Here is a 17,624-nt window from a genome sequence, read left to right as displayed (position 1 = left end):
ACGACGCCGGCATTCTTAAAAGATGACGAACAGTTTCCGGGCTGGAAGTCGCCGCAAGCCGGCACCGTGACGAGACGGGACGAGATTGGACGGATCGAGACGAGACGCTACGGATTACCAGTTCTCGACGACGACGTCCATGCAACCGCCGTCTTCCTTGAGTTCGGGGTACGAGTAGTGGTCGGGGACGACGTCGGTGACGTCTCTCTCGGTCATGTTCGCGGGCGGGGTGCCGTCGACGCCGGATTCGCCGACGGCGGTGTTGAGTTCGCCGAGCGAGTACGCCCACTCGAGGACGGTGTCGTCGGTCTTGTAGCAGTTGAGGACGGATTCGGCGGCGTACTCGAGGCCAGGGCCGTACTCGCCGTCGATGGCGCACGCTTCGTTGTCGGCGGCGCCGCCGACGAGGACGAGGCTGTCGACGACGTTCGGGTACTCCCACGCCCGGAGGTTCTTCATCGCCGAGCAGACGACCTGTGCGCCCAGGGAGTGTGCGACGAGGCGGACCGGGCGGCCGTCGCTCGCCTGCCAGTCGAGGAGGAAGTTCGCGAGCTTCGGGCCGTTCTGGGCGGCGATCTCCTGGGCTTCGTACCAGCCGTCGTCGATGCCGCCGCCCTTGTCGGCGTCCCACGTGTAGACGGCACCGGTCGGGTCGTAGCCCTGTTCCTGGAGCGCCTTCTCGGCGGTGTAGGCGCCGTTGATGTCGCCGTCGTCCTCGTTCTCGGTGCGCCAGCCGTGGACGAACAGGGTGAGTTCGTCGCCGTCGTCGTACTTCGCCCAGTCGCCGCGGGAGTCGTAGCTGTAGGTGCCCTCGTCGAGTTCGACGGCGCCGTACCAGTTGATGTCGAAGTGCTCACGCGTGGAGACACCCGGGTAGTCGTCTGGCGCGTCGAGTTCGTCGTTGCCGTCGCCGCCGGCGCTGGCGAGGCCGGTCCCGGCGAGCGCCATGGTTCCCGTCGCCGCTGCCCCTCGAAGGATGGTACGTCGTCGCATGACAGAGCCAACGGTAATCCCCAGCGGAAAAGGCTTTGTGGAACTTCGAGGAACGAACGTGCAGTTTCTCGCGTCGGTTCCGGACGAGAACCGCCGAGAGGTCAGGGATGCGACGAATAGAGAAGCAGTCGGGCACCGGAGGAAGACGGAGGGGACGACCCAGGGGTCGCTCAGGCGTCGGGCGACGGGCGCGCTGCCGTCGGGTTCGCGATGGCGTCGGCGACCTGGTCGCGCGTGGCGTCGAGGCTCCCGGAGTTGTCGACGACGACGTGGTCGGTCTGGATGGGATCGAACTTGTCGCGGTAGTGCTCGTAGATGGAGACGTCGGCGTCGCTCGCGTCGTCCTCGCGCTGTCGGATGCGTTCCTTGACGACCGCGTCGTCCGCTTCGACCTTCAGGACGACCATGTCGACGTCGTGGTCGCGGGCGACGGCGTACGCGGGCGTCCGGAAGTCACGTTCCCGGAACGTCCCGTCGAGGACGACGTGCTGGTCGTCGTCGAGGACGGCGTCGGCGCGCTCGACGACGGTACGGTAGACGGCGTCGGTCTCCGCGTCGCTGTACTGGGGGTCCTCGAAGAGGTCCTTGCGAACGACGTCGGTGCGGATGCGGACGCCGCCGAGGCGGTCGACGACCTCGCCGGCGACCGTGGTCTTCCCGGCTCCGGGGAGGCCACAGACTAGGACGAACATGATGTCGGTGCTGGCGGTGTTCGCGCTCGCGCGACGGTCTGACCGGTCTGCGAGTGAGCCCGTGGCGCCCGTTCGGTGGTCATCTGACAGCGAACAGTCGCCGCTTGGTCACAATAAAGGTGTAGAATCGTTCGTGCTCGAGGACCAGTTCAGGACACGTTCGTGCATACCCGTGGGTCGTCGTCGAGCGACCGAGGGGGCGCTCGCTACCCGGTCGCGACGGCGACGCCGCGGACGAGCGGGGCGACCGGTGGGACGCCGCCGTGGCGTTCGACGGTCACGACGTCGAACCCGGGGTGTGCGTGGTAGGCGGCTTCGAGGTCGCGGTCGAGGTGACAGCCCGCGGCGAGGCGCGTCCACGCGGGGTCGATGGTGGTCTGGATGCGCCCCTGGAGGCCGTCGGCGGCGACGTGCTCGAAGAACCGGAACTGGCCGCCGGGACGGAGTACGCGTGCGACCTCGTCCAGGGCGGCGTCGAGGTCCGGGATGGTGCAGCCGACGAGCGCGGACACGACGACGTCGAAGCTGTCGTCGGGGTACGGAAGTGATTCGCCGTCGCCGCAGACGACGGTCGCGTCGAGCCCGTGCTCGTCGGCGGCCCTGCGAGCACGCGAGAGCATGTGTCGGTCCGGGTCGAGGAGGTGGACGTCGAGGGCGTCGCCGTTCCGGCGAGCGGCGTCGCGTGCGGCCACGAGGAACGGGACGCTCGCGCCGGTGCCGGCGCCGAGGTCGAGGACGCGGCCCGTGAGCCCGTTCGTGATGTAGCGTCGATGTGGAGCGAGTACCGTCGCCTCTGCGAGTGCGGTCACTGGGTCGTATATCGCGGCGAACAACGGGTTGTCGTGGGCCGCCATGGTTTCGCGTTCGCGCCACTGCGCCATGAAACGCGTGCTTCCGCGAGCGCCGACGCTGTCGAGCTGGCGTCCGAAAAGTCAATCAAAGGCGGAGGGGACCGGGGTGGGACCGAGGGGCGGCGTTACTGGGAGGCCGCTTCGACCTGTTCGACGTACTGGTCTTCCCACTCGCGGCGGTCCTCGAGTTCGCGGCGGCCGCGGCGGGTGAGCGTGTAGTAGTTCGTGCGGCGGTCGAGTTCGCCCTTCTCGACGAGGCCCTTGTCGACGAGCGTGTCGAGGTTCGGGTAGAGCCGGCCGTGGTGGATCTCCGATTCGTAGTACTGTTCGAGCTCATCCTTGATCGCGAGGCCGTGTGGTTCGTCGAGGCCAGCGATGGTGTACAGCAGGTCCCTCTGGAATCCGGTCAGGTCGTGCATGTGGTAGTTTCTGGGGTCCAGTTGGTTTGAGTGTTTTGACCTGTCGTCGCCAGTTGGCCATGGTAATCAGCAATCTTTACCTGGTATCCTCTTCGTATCAAAGGCCTGTTACGGTAGCGTTCGAGTTGTCCCGGAAACGTACTGGTTCCCCGTTCTTGTTACCGGTATGTCATCACTTGCTCGGTGAACGCCGACCGGAACCGCGACGCGACGGGACGAGACGGAACGATACTGGCAGTGTCCGCGCGACCGACCCAGCCCAAGGGCTTATGCGCGCCCGTCCGATACGTCACACAAGTACTACGTCGGGCGATTGGGGAACCCACAATGACAGGGACGAGCGCGGACGCTGACGGCGCTGGACGACGGGTCGCCCAGGTCGTCGTGGTCGTCGGGTGCGCGCTCGCGCTCGTGCTCGCCGGCGCCATCGCGCCGTCGGTCGGGTCCCCGTTCGAGGACGGGCCGGCGGTGAACGCGTCGTCGTTCGCGAACGGCGACGTGGCGAAGGCGCTGGGGAACGGGAGCGATGGCTCGCTCCCGGAGAACGGGACCGATGCGGCCGAGGGTGCGGCGAGTCAGGGGGCGTCGGCCCCGCCGAACGTCGTCGGGTCCCCGAAGAACTACCAGGTCGGGGGCGCGCAGTCGCTCGCGAACTTCAGCGAGCAGTCGGGCGGCATCCAGTTCGTCGTGCAGGCGGCGTCGAACTCGTACTATCGCGTCGGCGCGTACCAGTCCTTCGACGGGTTCGGGTGGACGCGCGACGACGCGCGCACGGCGTTCTCCGGGGCGGTCCCGGGAACGACGCCCCCGGGTGAGCGGGTCACGGCGCGCGTGACACTGAACACGTCCGCGTACGCGGTGCCGGTGCCGTGGAAGCCGACGAGCGTCGAGGGGCCGACGCCGCTCTCGGTCCGCGACACCGGCGGTATCGTGCCGCGCGAGTCGCTGTCGGCGAACCAGTCGTTCACCGTGACGGCGGTGCGGCCGACGCGCGACGCGAGCGTGCTCTCGAAGTCCGGGTACGACTATCCGTCCGCTATCGAGCGCACGTACCTCGGCGTCGACGACAACGTCTCGGACCGCGTCGTCGACCTCGCGGACGAGGTGACGGCGGACGCGACGAACCCCTACGCTGAGGCGAAGGCCATCGAAGCGTGGTTGGAGGCGAACAAGGAGTACTCGTTGAACGCGACGACGGACCCGAGTCGACCGGTGACCCGCCAGTTCCTCTTCGAGATGGACGCGGGGTACTGTCAGTACTTCGCGTCGAGCATGGCGGTGATGCTGCGGTCGCAGGGCATCCCGGCGCGGTACGTCGTCGGGTACGCGCCGGGGACCCAGATCGGCGAGGAGACGTACGCGGTGACGGGGTCGAAGGCGCACGCGTGGGTGGAGGCGTACTTCGAGGGCGTCGGGTGGGTTCGGTTCGACCCGACGCCGGCCGCGGGCCGCGAGGCGGCCGACGAGGGGGTTGCGAACGAATCGGCAGTTCAGGAGTCGTTCGCCGAGTCGGCGTTGAGCGAGTCGGTGAACGCGTCCTCGTTCGAGCCGTCCGGGAACGGGTCGACCGGGACGGGGTCGGGCGGGAACGGGACGACTGGCGGGTCGACGAACGGCACGGACGGGTCGGGTGGTGACGGGAGCGGTGGCGACGGCGACGGGTCGGCCTCGGAGGTGGATGGTCCGCGGTCGGTGAACGTCTCGCTGAACCGGTCGGCCGCGCCGGGCATCGACGTGACGGTGACGGTCACTCGGGACGGGGAGCCGGTGTCGTTCGCGACGGTGTTCTTCAACGGCGAGTACGTCGGGACGACGGATTACGACGGCGAGGTCGTCGGGACGGTGCCGTACGCGCGGAACCTGACGGTGCGCGTCGAGAACGTGAACGAGTCGATGCGAGCGGCGGATCTCGGGGCGGTGACGCGACCAACTGGGTCCGTTCCGGGGCCGCCCGCTGCGGGCGACTCGGGGTCGGTGCGGTTCGACGTGGCTGCGGTTCCGGCGAGCGCGTTCCCGGGCGCGGTGGCGGGGAGCGACCCTGGGAGTTCCGCGACGATACCAGCGGAGGACCCTGGGTCGCCCGATAACGAGACGGCGACGCGCGAGTTCGCGATGGCGGCTGACATGACGTTCGCGTTGGCGGACGAGCCGACGCTCGGGGCGACGGTGTGGATGCAGGTGAGTATCGAGGGACGTCCGGTTTCGGACGCGACGGTGCGTCGGGACGGCGAGGTCGTCGGGGTGACGAACGAGTCCGGGTGGGTGCGGCTATCGCTGCCGACGGACGCGAGCGAGGTGACGGTGGCAGCGCAGCGTGGAGAGGTGTCCGATTCGGCGGTCGTGGAGCTGGTGACGACGGCGGCGGTGACCGCCGCTGGCAGCGCGGTGCCGGGCGGTGACCTGCGGGTGACGGCGCAGTACGACGGTGCGGCGCTGGGGAACGCGACGGTGCTCCTGGACGGCGAGCGCGTCGCGCGGACGGACGCGGCGGGGATGGCGACCGTGCCGGTGCCGACGGACGCGTCCGGGACGGTGACGGTCCGCGTGGAGCGCGGCGTCGTCGCGGGGGAGGCGACGAAGGACGTGGTGACGAACGCGACGCTGTCGTTCGAGGACCCGCTGTCGCCGGGCGAGGACGTGGTGGCGGCGGTTCGCGCGGCCGAGGAGTCGGTCACGGGGGCGACGGTGCGCGTCGACGGTCGCGCGATGGGGGAGACGGACCGGTCGGGGCTCGTCGAACTGTCGGTTCCCGCGAACGCGACGGGGAACGTGACGGTGTCGGCGACCCTGGGGACGTTGTCGACGACGCGAGACGTGGACCTGTTCGAGCCGAACGTGTCGACGACGCCGGCCTATCTGGTGGCGCTCCCAGGGACGCCGATGTCGGTGAACGTGACCGACGCGGGCGCGCCGGTGGCGGACGCGACGGTTCGCGTGGTCGGTGGCGCGAACGCGAGTCTCGCGGACGCGGCCGACGTGAACGCGACGACGACGGACGCGTCCGGGACGGCGGAGGTGACGCTCCCGGTGGGGAACGCGGCGACGGTGCTGGCGTCGTCGATGGGTGCGTCGGGGTCGGCGCGCCTCGACTGGTTGTTCCTGAACGCGTTCGGCGTCCTCGCGGTGGGCGTGCTGGCGGTCGTGGTCGTCGTCGGCTCGGTGTTCGAGCGGAGTCGTGCGGCGCGGGCGGTGCGAGCGCTGCGGCGGTACGCGAGCGCTGCGACGGCGGCGGCGATGAACGCGCTGTTCGCGGTCGCGGACCGCGTGGACGCGTTCGTCGCGTGGTTGCCGTCGCTCCCGGCGCTCGTCCGGGGTGCGGTCGAGCGACTGGTGGAGTCGCCGGCGCGCGCGCTCGGTGCGGCGTGGCGTCGCGTCGTGGCGTGGGTGACGGGCGTGCTCGCGGCGGTCGTCGCGGCGCTCCGCGGGCTCCGCGGTGACGCTCCGGGGGACGCGGTCGGGGCGCCGAAGGCGGGCGGTTCGTCGGCGTCGGGGGCGGCGGAAGAGTCGACGCCGCGGTCGCTCGTCGAGGCGTGGCTGGTGCTCGTGTCGCTGGTGTCGCCGTCGCGACTCAGCAAGCGCACGCCCGCCGAGGTCGGTCGGATGGCGCTGGAGCGAGGGCTCCCGGACGAGCCGGTGCGGACGTTGACGGACGCGTACGAGCGAGCGGTGTACGGGCCGAACGGGGCGAGCGACGAGGACGTCGAGCGGGCGCGGGCGGCGGCCGAGTCGCTCGAATCCACGGCCGGCGTCGGCGACGATGCGAGCGTCGGGGACGGTCCCAGCGAGGGCGATGGGGGCGGTGGGGAGGAGGCGGGCGAGGACCGGTTCGGCGACGAGGGGGTGGGGGCGTGAGCCGCCGCAGACCGTCGGTCCGCGAGCTCGTCGGTGCAGTCGGGACGGTCGCGTTCGCGGTGGGGCTCGTGGCCGCGTTCGCGCCTGACCTCCTGCCTGCGCCGGTGACGGCGGCGGTGAGCGAGGTCGAGTCGGCGGTCGAGCCGTGGGTCGTCGTCCTCGTGCTGTCGCTTCTCGTGTTCGCGTACGCCGTCTATCGGTTCTGGCGAGCGGACGACGGGACCGTCGAGCGCCTCGTTCGCGACGACGACGCCGCGGCGCCCGACCTGGACGCGGTGTCGGTCGACTTCGACCCGGAGCGACCGGGGCGGGCGTTCGACTACGCGGTGGCGCGGACCGTCGCACAGCTGGAGGCGGATCCGAACGCGGACGCGTGGGAGGCAGACCGCGTCCGCGAGGATCTGGAGATCGCGGCGGTCGCGGTGCAGGCCGCCCGTGGCATGGACCCGGACGCGGCGCGGGCAGCGGTCGAGTCGGGTGCGTGGACCGACGACCGCGTCGCCGCGGCGTTCCTCGGTGGCCCGGAGGCACCGGGGGTGTCGCTGTGGCGGCGCGTGTACGCGTGGCTGTATCCGGCGCGTGCGTTCCGACGGCGCGTCGAGTGCGTCGTCGCCGTCGTCGAGGAGCAGGCAGCGGGGTCGGTGGTCGAGACGACCGCGGACGGGTCGGCTGCTGGGACGACCGAGGACGACTCGGAGCGTGGCGAGTCGACGGCGGGTCGCGACGGCGACGGTGCCCGGGGGCGCGACGGCGACGGTGCCCGAGGGCGCGACGGCGACGGTGCCCGGGAGCGCGACGGCGGGCGGTCGCCGGACGGGTCGGAGGTGGCGTCGTGAGCGTGAGTCGTCACGAGCCGCGGTGGCGGACGGCCGTCGCGCCGGCGGCGCTGCTGGTCGCGGTGGCGCTGTGGACCGGTGACCGCGTCCTGTTCGTCGCGGCGGCGCTCCCGCTCGGGTACCTGGCGTACGGCGCGCTGTCGTCGGTCCCGGACGTGTCGCGGGCGGTGCGCGTCGAGCGCTCGTTGTCGTCGGACACCCCCTTCCCTGGCGAGCACGTGACGGTGACGCTCGCGGTGACGAACGAGAGCGACCGCGCGCTCCCGGACGTCCGATTGGTTGACGACGTTCCTGGTGGCGTCGAGCCGGTGTCGGGGCGTCCCGAGGCGGTGTTCGGACTGCGTGCCGGGGAGACCCACGAGGTGACCTACGAGCTGGTGGCCCAGCGGGGCGCGCACGAGTTCGGTGACGTGTCGGTGCGCGCGCGGAGCCTGAGCGCCGCGGCGGTGTCGAGCGCGGACGTGACGCCGTCGGGTGACTCGGGGATGTTCTGTCGCGTGCACGTCGAGGACGCGCCGGTCCGGGACCAGACGATGCAGTTCGTCGGCTCCATCCCGACGCAGACCGGCGGTGCCGGCATCGAGTTCCACTCGACGCGGAACTACCGGCGCGGGGACCCGATGAACCGCATCGACTGGCGGCGGCTCGCGAAGACGGGCGAGCTGACGACCATCGACTACCGCGTGCAGGAGGCGGCGCGCGTGATGGTCGTGGTGGACGCCCGCGAGTCGGTCGCGGTGTCGTGCGGGCCGGCGTACCCGAGTTCGCGCGAGCTGTCGTCGTACGCGGCGGAGCTCCTCACGGGCGTGTTGCTGGACGAGGGCCACGAGGTCGGTATCGGCGTGTTCGGGCTCTCGCTCCCGGGGACCCGCGGGTCCGGGTCGCCGTCGGTCCTGGAGCCGTCGGGCGGGGATTCGTTCCGCGCGCAGGTGTCGGCGGTGTGTTCGGCGGTCGCGGAGGGCGACCCGTCCGTCGCTGCGTCGGCGGGTCGCGGCGGCGCTGGCCGGGGGGCGTCGGCGCGCGAATCGACGGCTGCGGACGGCGCGCGGGCGTCGGTGGCGGGGTCGCCGTCGCCCGACGGTGGGGTCGACGATGCGGACGCGGCGACGCGGCGGTTGCGTGCGTACCTCGACCGGCACACGCAGGTCGTGTTCGTGACGCCGGCGCTCGACGAGTTCCCGGTGACGGTGACGGAGACGCTCGCGGGGCACGGGCACGCCGTGACGGTGGTGTCGCCGGACGTGACGGACAGGGAGACGCTCGGTGGCCGCGTGACGCACGTGACGCGCACGGAGCGCGTGCGTCGACTCCGCGAGACCGGGGCGCACGTCGTGGACTGGTCGCTCTCGGACCCGCTGCCGTTGGCGCTCGCACCGGCGTTCAGGGAGGTGCGGTAGATGGCGGGCGACGACCGCACGCCGAGTTCGGTCGCCGGGGCGGCGGCGGGGTCGGGGCGGCGGTTGGTGACGGAGGCGGTGGCGGCGACGGCGGTGAGCGGCGCGGTCGTCCTCGGGACGACGGCGGTCGCGGTGGCGGCGGTCGGGTGGGTGCTCGGCGTCCTCGAACTCGCGGTCGTGGGGCTCGCCGCGGGTGCGTCGCTCGCGGTGGCGTCGACGCTCTGTAACAGGGACTCGCCGCTGTGGATGGCGGCGGGGAGCGTCGGCGTCGCGGTCGGCGTCGTCGCGACGGCGTACGCGCTCTCGCGACCGATATCGGACCCGAACGTGCCGTTGACGGTGGGGCCCGCGATCTTCGTGGTCGGCGCGCTCGTCGCTGGCCTCGGTGCGACCGCGGCGATACCGGGGTCGCTCGGCGACGGGCAGTGGGCTCGCACCGTCGCGCAGGCCGCGGCGGCGACGGGACTCCCGGGCGTGGTGGTGGTCGTCGCGGTGCTCGGCGCGGTCGGTGGCGGCGGGGAGGCCGTGAGCGCGGTCGAGTCGGCGGTCGGTGAGGGGGTGACGGCGCTCCTCGCGCCCCGGGGTCCGAACGCGAACGTCGGCGGGTTCCTCGCGCTCTCGGGCGCGGCGGCGCTCTCGGTGGCGGTCGCGCTCCGGACGCTCCCGGTCGTGAACCTCGTCGCGAGGGCGCGGCGTGGCGGGGTCGCGCGTCGCGTCGGTCGTGCACGGTCGTGGCTCGTCCGCGGTGGCGTCACCGCGCTGTTCCTCGCGGTTGTGCTGACGGCGTGGCCAGCGGAGGCGCTTCACGGCGTGCTCGCGGACGTGGGCGTCGAGGGCGTGCTGGCGGCGGTCGTCGACGTCCCGGTCCTGCGTCGGACGCTCGCGGCGGTGGCGCTGGGTGCGCTCGCGGCGTCGGCGGTCGCGGTCGGGGTGCGTCGCGTCGCGAACGTCGACGGCCGTCGCGTCCTCCGCGTGCTCGCGACGACGACGCCCGGGGGCGCCATCCTGCTCGCGGTCGGCGTGCTCCGACCGGAGCTGGTGCTGTCCCGGCTTCGGATCGGACCGATATCGGGGGTGGTCGACGCCGGCGTGGAGGCACTCGGCGTGGAGGCGCTCGCGCTCGCGGTCCTGATAGCGCTCGTGCTCGGGACGACGACGGCGCTGAGCGCGTTGACGACGGCGGCCGGTGTCGGGTTCATCCCGAACCGGACGGCCGCGCCGAGCGTCGCCGCCGGTGGCGTGCTCCTGGTCGCGGTCGCGGCGGGCGTCTGGGACGGCGAGTACGCGCTCGCGACGTTCGCGGCGGTCGTCGCGTCGATGGTCGTGTGGGACGTCGGGAACTACGGCGTGGACGTCACGGCGGAGCTGGACGGGACGACGTCGCGCGTCGTGGAGGTGCTGCACGCCGCGGGGAGTGCGACCGTCGGCGTCGTCCTGGTCGGTGGCGCGTTCGTGGCGCTGTGGGCGTCTCGCCGGCTCGCCGCTGGTGGTGGTATCGACGGCCCTGGCCTCCTCGGGCTGGCGTTGCTGGTCGTCGCGACGCTCGGACTGATGAGCACGCTCCGGGGTTGACCGCCGACCGCGGCGAGAAGGAATCCATTTACTAACGTTTGATTATCCATTGATTCGCACCACGAACGCCAGGGATATTCCCGCAAGGCTTCCGTAATAAACACCCGTACTGCTAAACGCGAACAGTTGTGGTAGAAGTAGCCTAGCTAGATGTAGAGGAAGGTAACCGTGTCATCACAGATGGAGACGGCGAGCGGAGGAACCGAGGCGGAGCCGGCCGCGCGCTTGAGTTCGAACGACATCCACAACGTCCTCCGGAACGAACGTCGGGCGCTCGCGCTCGAAGAGCTCCGGAGCGGCGACGAGCCAGTAACGTTGCGTTCGCTGAGCGAGACGATCGCGGAGGCCGAGACCGGCGAGTCGCCGGCGCCGCGGGGCGCGCGCGACAGCGTGTACGCGTCGCTCCACCAGACGCACCTCCCGATGCTCGAACGACACGACGTCGTCGAGTACGAGCGACAGGGCAAGGAGATACGGCTCGCGGAGCGCGCTCGCGACCTCGACCCGTACCTGAACGTGACGACCGCACGCGGCGGGTCCTGGCAGTTCCGGTACATGGTCATCGGCGTCGTCGGGATCGCGACCGTCGGGTTCGCCGCCGCGAACGTACCGTTACTGTCGGTCGTCTCGGCGCCCGCGTGGGCGGTCGCGTTCCTCGCCGTGTTCGCGGTCGCGATACTCCTCCAGTACGGCCAGCAGGAGCTCGGTCGACGCTCCAAGCTTCGCGTCGTCCCGGACTGGCTCCCGTCGTTCGACGACCCCACGTCGGGTCGCGACGACACCGAGAACGCGACGCCAGCCGACGACTGAATCCCCACGTCGGCGCGTTCCTCGTCGCGAGACCGCTGCCTCGGACGGGACCATGCCCAACAACGATAAGAGCGCACCGCCCCACCTTCCGGCCAGTAGATGGTCGCCATCAGTACGTCGAACCTCAGGAAGACCTACGGTGACGTCACCGCGCTCGCGGACCTCTCGCTATCGATCGACGAAGGCGAACTGTTCGGCGCGCTCGGCCCGAACGGTGCCGGGAAGACGACGACGATCAGGATCCTCACCGGCCAGCTCCAGCCCGACAGCGGGACCGCGTCCGTCCTCGGGTTCGACCCGGTGAGCGAGCCCGTGGAGACGCGACGCCACATCGGTATCCTCCCGGAGCAGGAGTCCCCGCCCTCGTTCCTCACGCCGCGCGAGTACTTCGACTTCGTCGGAACGGTGCGGGACATCCCGAGCGACGTCGTCGACGAGCGCGTCGACGCGTGGACCGAGCGGTTGTCGTTCGCGGAGAAGCTCGACACGGTGTCGACGGATCTCTCTCGGGGCCAACAGCAGAAGGTGATGATAACGCAGGCGTTCCTCCACGAGCCCGAGGTGGTGTTCATCGACGAGCCGCTCGCGAACCTCGACCCGATCGTCCAGGAGCGCGTGAAGGACTTCCTCGTCGCGTACCGGGACGCGGGGAACACGATATTCATCTCGACGCATCACATCGAGGTCGCCGAGGAGGTGTGTAGTCGCGTGGGTATCGTCTCCGGCGGGGAGCTCATCGCGGAGCGCCGCCCGAGCGAGCTCGGCCCGAACGAGTCGCTTTTGGACACGTTCCTGGAGAACGTCGGCTCGGCGACGGCCGAGGTACAGGGCCTGCTGGGTCCATGACGGGGTCGCTGAACCGGCGGTTGTTCGTCGGGATGCTCCGCGAGGAGTGGCGGATGCACGCGAACCTCTTCGGCGGGGCGCGGTTCGCGGCGTTCCCGCTGTTCGTGCTCGCCCTCGGCGCGGGCGCCGTGTGGTTGTTGACGACGACGGCGGTGGCGACCGTGAGCACGCTCGTCCTCGGCGTGCACGCGCTCGTGTTCGCGTTCGGCCTGCAGACGGGGACGACCGCGTTCCTCGGCCGGGACGCCGCGCGGAACCTCCTCGGCGACATGACGCTCCTGGTGTTCACCGCACGCACCCTCCCGGTGTCGCAGCGTCGCCTCCTCGCGGTGTTCCTCCTGAAGGACGCGGTCTACTACTCGGGGTTGTTCATGGTCCCGATGGCGCTCTCGTTCACGCCCGCGGTCGCCGCCGGCCAGCTCGCCGCGAGCGACGTCGCGCTCCTCTGGGGGACCGCGACGACGACGTTCCTGCTGGGGGTCGCGGTCACGTTCGCGGGCATCTCGCTCGCGACCCGCGGCGTGTCCGGGCGCGTCGTCGCGCTCGCGCTCGGCGTCGGCCTCGCCGCCGCGGTCGTCTCCGGCATCGACGTCGTCGGGTACACGCCGTACGGTATCTACCAGGGTGCGACCGTCGTCGAGACGACGGTCGTCCTCGCCGCCATCCCGCTGCTCGCGGTGCTGGGGATCGCGGTGTACGACCCGAACTACTCGACGCCCGCGCGGACGGCGGGGGACGCGTACGGTCGGTGGCGGGATCGCCTGCCGTTCCGCGACGACGCGGTCACCGCGAAGACGCTCATCGACGTCTCGCGGTCCTCGGGTGGCCTGTTCAAGATCGTGTTCTCGGGGAGCATCCTGCTCGCCGTGGGCGTGTTCCTCCTGGAGCTCGCGGGCGAGATCGCGTCGGTCGACCCGGCGCCGGGCGTGACCCTCGGCGCCATCCTCGGGCTGTCGGCGTTCACGACGTACAACTGGTTGACGCAGTTCGACGACCTCGACGAGTACCGCCTCTACCCGCTGGACGTCGCGGACGTGCTGCGCGCGAAGCGCCGCGCGTTCCTTCTCGTGAGCGTGCCGACGGGCGTCGGGTTCTACGCGCTCGCCGTCGCGTGGCAGTCCCCGACCGTCTGGGACGCACTCGCCGGGGTGGTCGTGCACGTGGGACTCCAGGTGTACCTGTTCGGCGTCACGGTCTACCTCGCGGGGTTCTCGCCGAACGAGTTCCTGTTCGACACGGTGCTGTTCGCGGCGTTCACGCTCGCGGTCGCAGGACCGGTGGTCCCCATCGTCGTCGCCGGGTTCGTAGTCAGCGCGGGGACGCCCGCCGTCCTCGCGGGCATCGCGGTCGGCGGCGTCGTCCTCGCGCTCGCGGGTGGCGTGCTCGTCCGGCGGGCGACGCCGAAGTGGGAGCGCGCGACGCGGACGTAGCGCGCTTTTCTCTCGCTGGCGCTCGGAGCGGCCGGCGACGCTCTCGCTGCGGCGAAGGTGTCGAGCAGAAGATACTTGCCTGGGTGGGTGCTGGCTCCGGACGACATGGAGTTCACGCGACGGCACGTCGCCGCCGCCGCGATGGCTGGCGTCGGCGGCCTGGTCGTGGGGAACGCACTCTGGGACGAGCACCTGCTGTGCCCCGACCCGGACGCGCCCGTCTGGGACGCCGAGCGGGCGACCGATGGGGGCGTGGCGGGGCACGCGTTCGGCTACTGGGGGCCGCCGGTCGTGGACGACGGGACGGTGTACGTGACGACCGGACACGGCATCGTCGCCGGCGGGGCCGGGAGCGTCGCGCGCCTCGACCGAGAGACGGGCGCGGCCTCGTGGGTGGTCGAGCGCGAACCCGCTGGAGTCGGGACGCCCGCGGTGGACGACGACGTGGTGTACGTGCCGACCGGGCGGAACGAACTCCTGGCGCTCGCGGCGAGCGACGGCGACGAGCGCTGGCGCGTTGACGCGGGCGAGGACGACTTCGACGAGGGCGAGAGCTTCGCGCTCGAGAAGCCGGTGCCGACGGGCGAGGGCGTCGTCGTGCAGGCGTTCGAGGGCCCGACCAGTTCGGGGTTCGACGGCGATCACGTGCTCGCCGGCGTCGACGCGGCCGACGGGAACGTGCGGTGGACGCACGCACTCCCGGCGCGCGGACGCGTCCGCGGCGTCGGCGACGGTGACGTCGTGGTCGCGTGCGAGGACGGGACCGTCCGGCGGGTGGACGGTCGTACCGGCGACGTCGACTGGCGGTTGTCCATCGGCACCGGGGTGACCGACGTTGCGCGAACGGTCGCGAACGGCGTGGTCGTGGTGCTGCTCGACGGGCACGTCCTCGGCGGTATCGACGCCGAGTTCGGCGAGCTAGACTGGCGCGAGCGCGTCGCCCCCGAGCGGGTCGAGGGGCTGGACGCGGACGACGCGTCGGTCCGGGGCGTCGCCGTGGCGGGCGAGCGCGCGCTCGCGGCGTCCGCGTCGGGCGAGGTCGTGGCCGTCGACCGCGGCTCGGGCGAGGAGCGATGGCGGTCCGACGCCGGTGCGCCCGCGGTGGCCGTGCACGCGGACGCGGACCGCGGGGTCGCGCTCGCGCTCGACGCTCGCGGGTTCGCGCACGTCCACGACCTCGACGACGGGGCGCGCACCGGGCGGCTCGTGACCGACGACGCGAACTACGGCGACACCTGCGGGCGTCGAGTCCGCAAGGACCTCCTCCCGCGATGGTTCCTGACCGTGCGCGACGGGAGCGCGTACGTCGCGACACACTCGATGCGACGCTACGACCTCCCGTGACCGCCTTTCGGAGCACGTCATGGCCTCCCCTGACCGCCTCTCGGAGCGGGCCGCGACCGCTGGGTTTACGTCTCGTGTAAACCCGTCGTGCCGAACGCCTTTGTCCGGCGGTCCCGGAGAGGGGGGCGTGACGGTCTTCGAGCCCTCGTTCTGTCCGTACTGCGGTCGCGCGCTCGACGACCCGTCGGGGGACCCGCCGGGTGCGTACTGCGAGCGCTGCGACCGACCGGTCCTCCAGCAGCCGGTGCTGGCGGTCGAGGTGCTCGTCGTCGACGACGGCGGCGTGCTTGCGATGGAGCGCGCGGCGGGTCGCGACCGGGGCACGTGGGGGTTCCCGGGCGGCCACGTCGAAGCGGGCGAGCACCCGGAGGCGGCGGCAGTCCGCGAGCTCGTCGAGGAGACCGGGCTCGTCGTCGGTCGCGAGTCCCTGCGGCCGCTGGGGGTGCGTCGCGAGGCGAACGCGGACGGGAGTCACTACGTCGTTCACGACTACGTCGTCGCGCGAACGGCCGCTGCCGGCGAGGTCGAACCAGTTGATGGCGAGGCGGCGGCGCTCGCGGTCCGGTCGCCGGCGTGGCTCGGTGAACAGGAGACGTTCGCCGGTGACGAGCGAGAGCGCGCGCTCGCGGCGCTCGCGTCGGTGGAACGGGACGAGTTCGAGTAACGAGGCTAACCTGGCTGTCGCTCGGGGGCGTCAGGTTGCTCCCGGCGGGCGCGGGCAGGCACCCGCGCCGACGCCGGCGGGCATGGCATCGATGGAAGTGATGGTTTGCTTCGCACGCTCTCGCGTGGCGCCACCGACGTCTACGAGCAGGGTTACCTTGGTGATGCGTGACGGTGCAACGTTTGCCAGTCGAGTGACGGGGGACTGCCGGCGGCCGCTCGACGGGACGCCTGCGGTCACTCGTCGTCGAGGAAGACGTGGACGTCGTCCGCGTCGTCGACGTCGACGCCCTCCGGGAGAACGAGGACGGTGCGGTCGCCGAACTCGTCGACGGTCACCGGGACGCGGTCGTCGAGGACGCCACGTGCCGCGAGCAGCGCCTCTATCTCCTCGAGTCGCGCGAGCACCGTCGACAGGTCCTCGCTCCCCTCGGCGTCGGCGCCCGCGGTCGCGTCGCCGGACGACGCCGACCCGAACCGCTCGCCGAGGCGCGTGACGTCGATACCTTCGGCGTGCAGGAGGACGTCGCCCGCTTCCACCGCGGGCAGCGACGCGTCGACGGCCGCCGCGTCGTCCGCGAGCGGCGTGCCGCCGGTCGTCGCCGTGTTCCCGTATACGTACTCTTCGGCGCGCTCGCTCACCCACGGCGGCGCCTGCCACTCCCCGTCGGCGTACAGCGTCTGCTCGATGGCGTCCTGGTTCGCCCACACGAACGCCGCGTACTTGTCCTTGTACGCGTCCAGCGCCGAACCCTTCTCGTGCCCGACCACGACGTGCAGCGGGTCGTAACCTTCGACGACGCCGTCGACGACCCCCTCAGTCGGGTGCGCGCGCACCTCGAACGCGTCCGTCCGACACGCCGCACCCGTCACCGGGTCGAGCGCACCGGTCGTCGCCTGGACGAGCGCAGCGTCCGCGTCCCCCTCGATAGCCTTGAACAGTCGTTTCGCACCACCGTCGACCGGCGTCTCCGGCGCCGCGATCGTCACCGCACCCGAGTCGAGCACGGCCGCCGGGTCCGCGTACTCCGGCGTCAGCTCGACCCGGTCGGTCGGGAGCGACAGCGCGTCGTAGAGCTTCGCGGGCTGTCCGACGAGACGGATCGGGACGTCGAGCGAGAACCGGCTCGCCGCGGCGGCGAGCAGGCGCGCGAGGTGAACGCCGGTGAGACTCCCCCCGGTCAGGAGCGTCGTATCGTCGTCGAGGACGCGAGCGAGCGTCGTCTCGAGGGTCTCCTGGAGTCGGCGTTCGTACTCGTCGGCGGTCGCGACGTTCACGATCATCGCCTCCACGTCCACGGGCAGGGAATCCGGGAGCGCCGGATAGCCGGCGGTCTGCGTCCGCGTGAAGTCGCCCGTGACGAGGAGGTGTCTGGCGACGCCGTCGTCGCGGAACTGGATGACGAACCCGGCCGCACCGGGGGCGTGACCCGCCGGTACCGGATGGACGCGGACGGCGTCGTCGCCGAGCAGCGTCCGCCACCCCGTCACGGGTTCGAGCGCATCCAGTGCCCCTTCGACGTCCCCCGTCGCCCTGTCGTTTCGTTCGTTCTCGCTCAGCGACTCCTCGAGAACCGCCGCCGTCGGTGCCGACGCGAGCACCGGTGCACCGTCGACGACGTTCTCCCCCAGAGACCGGAAATGGTCGAGGTGAGCGTGAGTGACGAGTACGGAAGCCAGCTGTTCGTCGTCACCCATCAGCGCCGAAACGTCCACCCCATGCCCCGAGTCCACGAGTACGCACGCGGTCTGCTCGTCGAGCACGCCCTCGAACTTCAGGAGCACAGACTCGTTTCCGGTCCGATGATTCGCGCGTTGAAATCGGACCTCCATGTCATCGACCTTGAAAGCGAAGGCAATAGAGTTAACCCAAAGCGATGGTGATGCCTGGAACTGCTACCGGGGGGCGATTACCGAAC

15 protein-coding genes are annotated in these 17,624 nt (G+C 71.3%); 10 read left to right on the top strand and 5 right to left on the bottom strand.

All coding sequences use genetic code 11. From position 1 onward, the window contains the following. Positions 1-114 precede the first annotated feature (114 nt). From LI336_RS10160 to LI336_RS10145, 4 genes are all read right to left on the bottom strand, one after another. Positions 115-993: a lipase family alpha/beta hydrolase gene (locus LI336_RS10160; protein WP_227133015.1), complete on the bottom strand. Its 879-nt coding sequence runs from the start codon at positions 991-993 to the stop codon at positions 115-117. 170 nt (positions 994-1,163) lie between these two features. Next, a complete protein-coding gene (locus LI336_RS10155; protein ID WP_227133014.1) occupies positions 1,164-1,685 on the bottom strand; it encodes a P-loop nucleotide/nucleoside kinase family protein in 522 nt (173 codons plus the stop codon). A gap of 206 nt (positions 1,686-1,891) precedes the next feature. Further along, positions 1,892-2,539: a class I SAM-dependent methyltransferase gene (locus LI336_RS10150; RefSeq protein WP_227133013.1), complete on the bottom strand. Its 648-nt coding sequence runs from the start codon at positions 2,537-2,539 to the stop codon at positions 1,892-1,894. Between the two features lie 122 nt (positions 2,540-2,661). Next, the gene (locus tag LI336_RS10145) at positions 2,662-2,955 is read right to left on the bottom strand and encodes a PadR family transcriptional regulator (RefSeq protein WP_227133012.1); all 294 of its coding nucleotides are present in this window, start codon (positions 2,953-2,955) and stop codon (positions 2,662-2,664) included. A gap of 327 nt (positions 2,956-3,282) precedes the next feature. Between LI336_RS10145 and LI336_RS10140 the strand changes: the two genes are divergently transcribed. The 9 genes from LI336_RS10140 (at position 3,283) to LI336_RS10100 (ending at position 15,706) form a co-directional block, all read left to right on the top strand. Continuing rightward, on the top strand, positions 3,283-6,807 hold the full coding sequence (locus tag LI336_RS10140) for a transglutaminase TgpA family protein (protein WP_227133011.1): 3,525 nt from the start codon (positions 3,283-3,285) through the stop codon (positions 6,805-6,807). Beyond that, the gene (locus LI336_RS10135; RefSeq protein ID WP_227133010.1) at positions 6,804-7,643 is read left to right on the top strand and encodes a DUF7269 family protein; all 840 of its coding nucleotides are present in this window, start codon (positions 6,804-6,806) and stop codon (positions 7,641-7,643) included. Before LI336_RS10140 ends, LI336_RS10135 begins: the two co-directional genes overlap by 4 nt. 2 nt (positions 7,644-7,645) lie before the next feature. Further along, positions 7,646-9,040: a DUF58 domain-containing protein gene (locus LI336_RS20395; RefSeq protein WP_227133009.1), complete on the top strand. Its 1,395-nt coding sequence runs from the start codon at positions 7,646-7,648 to the stop codon at positions 9,038-9,040. Beyond that, positions 9,041-10,612 (top strand): hypothetical protein, encoded by a 1,572-nt coding sequence (locus LI336_RS10125; RefSeq protein ID WP_227133008.1) that lies wholly within the window; start codon positions 9,041-9,043, stop codon positions 10,610-10,612. A 180-nt stretch (positions 10,613-10,792) separates the two neighbouring features. Then, positions 10,793-11,422 (top strand): DUF7344 domain-containing protein, encoded by a 630-nt coding sequence (locus LI336_RS10120; protein WP_227133007.1) that lies wholly within the window; start codon positions 10,793-10,795, stop codon positions 11,420-11,422. A 99-nt stretch (positions 11,423-11,521) separates the two neighbouring features. Continuing rightward, complete coding sequence (locus tag LI336_RS10115; RefSeq protein WP_227133006.1) at positions 11,522-12,268, top strand: ABC transporter ATP-binding protein; 747 nt, start codon at positions 11,522-11,524, stop codon at positions 12,266-12,268. Next, complete coding sequence (locus LI336_RS10110) at positions 12,265-13,698, top strand: hypothetical protein (RefSeq protein ID WP_227133005.1); 1,434 nt, start codon at positions 12,265-12,267, stop codon at positions 13,696-13,698. Before LI336_RS10115 ends, LI336_RS10110 begins: the two co-directional genes overlap by 4 nt. Before the next feature lie 105 nt (positions 13,699-13,803). Further along, positions 13,804-15,042, top strand: a complete 1,239-nt coding sequence (locus tag LI336_RS10105; RefSeq protein WP_227133004.1) for an outer membrane protein assembly factor BamB family protein — start codon at positions 13,804-13,806, stop codon at positions 15,040-15,042. Between the two features lie 127 nt (positions 15,043-15,169). Further along, positions 15,170-15,706, top strand: coding sequence for an NUDIX hydrolase (locus LI336_RS10100; RefSeq protein ID WP_368408366.1), 537 nt, complete (start codon positions 15,170-15,172; stop codon positions 15,704-15,706). 236 nt (positions 15,707-15,942) lie between these two features. Here the strand turns inward: LI336_RS10100 and LI336_RS10095 are convergent, their stop codons facing one another. Further along, positions 15,943-17,421: an MBL fold metallo-hydrolase gene (locus tag LI336_RS10095; protein ID WP_368408371.1), complete on the bottom strand. Its 1,479-nt coding sequence runs from the start codon at positions 17,419-17,421 to the stop codon at positions 15,943-15,945. Between LI336_RS10095 and LI336_RS10090 the strand changes: the two genes are divergently transcribed. Next, the gene (locus tag LI336_RS10090; protein ID WP_227133216.1) at positions 17,362-17,589 is read left to right on the top strand and encodes a hypothetical protein; all 228 of its coding nucleotides are present in this window, start codon (positions 17,362-17,364) and stop codon (positions 17,587-17,589) included. The two genes, LI336_RS10095 and LI336_RS10090, sit on opposite strands and share 60 nt — an antisense overlap. The last annotated feature ends 35 nt before the right edge of the window (positions 17,590-17,624 follow it).

Origin of the sequence: Halorubellus salinus, from assembly GCF_020567525.1 — an archaeon.
Taxonomy (GTDB): domain Archaea; phylum Halobacteriota; class Halobacteria; order Halobacteriales; family Natrialbaceae; genus Halorubellus; species Halorubellus salinus.
This window is presented reverse-complemented; position numbering and strand designations above follow the sequence as displayed.

What these genes read in the sequence shown, in the direction of transcription:
- LI336_RS10155 (WP_227133014.1), bottom strand. Translation starts at nt 1,685, where the DNA reads ATGTTCGTCCTAGTCTGTGGCCTCCCCGGAGCCGGGAAGACCACGGTC.
- LI336_RS10115 (WP_227133006.1), top strand. Translation starts at nt 11,522, where the DNA reads ATGGTCGCCATCAGTACGTCGAACCTCAGGAAGACCTACGGTGACGTC.
- LI336_RS10160 (WP_227133015.1), bottom strand. Translation starts at nt 993, where the DNA reads ATGCGACGACGTACCATCCTTCGAGGGGCAGCGGCGACGGGAACCATG.
- LI336_RS10110 (WP_227133005.1), top strand. Translation starts at nt 12,265, where the DNA reads ATGACGGGGTCGCTGAACCGGCGGTTGTTCGTCGGGATGCTCCGCGAG.
- LI336_RS10140 (WP_227133011.1), top strand. Translation starts at nt 3,283, where the DNA reads ATGACAGGGACGAGCGCGGACGCTGACGGCGCTGGACGACGGGTCGCC.
- LI336_RS10105 (WP_227133004.1), top strand. Translation starts at nt 13,804, where the DNA reads ATGGAGTTCACGCGACGGCACGTCGCCGCCGCCGCGATGGCTGGCGTC.
- LI336_RS10145 (WP_227133012.1), bottom strand. Translation starts at nt 2,955, where the DNA reads ATGCACGACCTGACCGGATTCCAGAGGGACCTGCTGTACACCATCGCT.
- LI336_RS10150 (WP_227133013.1), bottom strand. Translation starts at nt 2,539, where the DNA reads ATGGCGGCCCACGACAACCCGTTGTTCGCCGCGATATACGACCCAGTG.
- LI336_RS10120 (WP_227133007.1), top strand. Translation starts at nt 10,793, where the DNA reads ATGGAGACGGCGAGCGGAGGAACCGAGGCGGAGCCGGCCGCGCGCTTG.
- LI336_RS10125 (WP_227133008.1), top strand. Translation starts at nt 9,041, where the DNA reads ATGGCGGGCGACGACCGCACGCCGAGTTCGGTCGCCGGGGCGGCGGCG.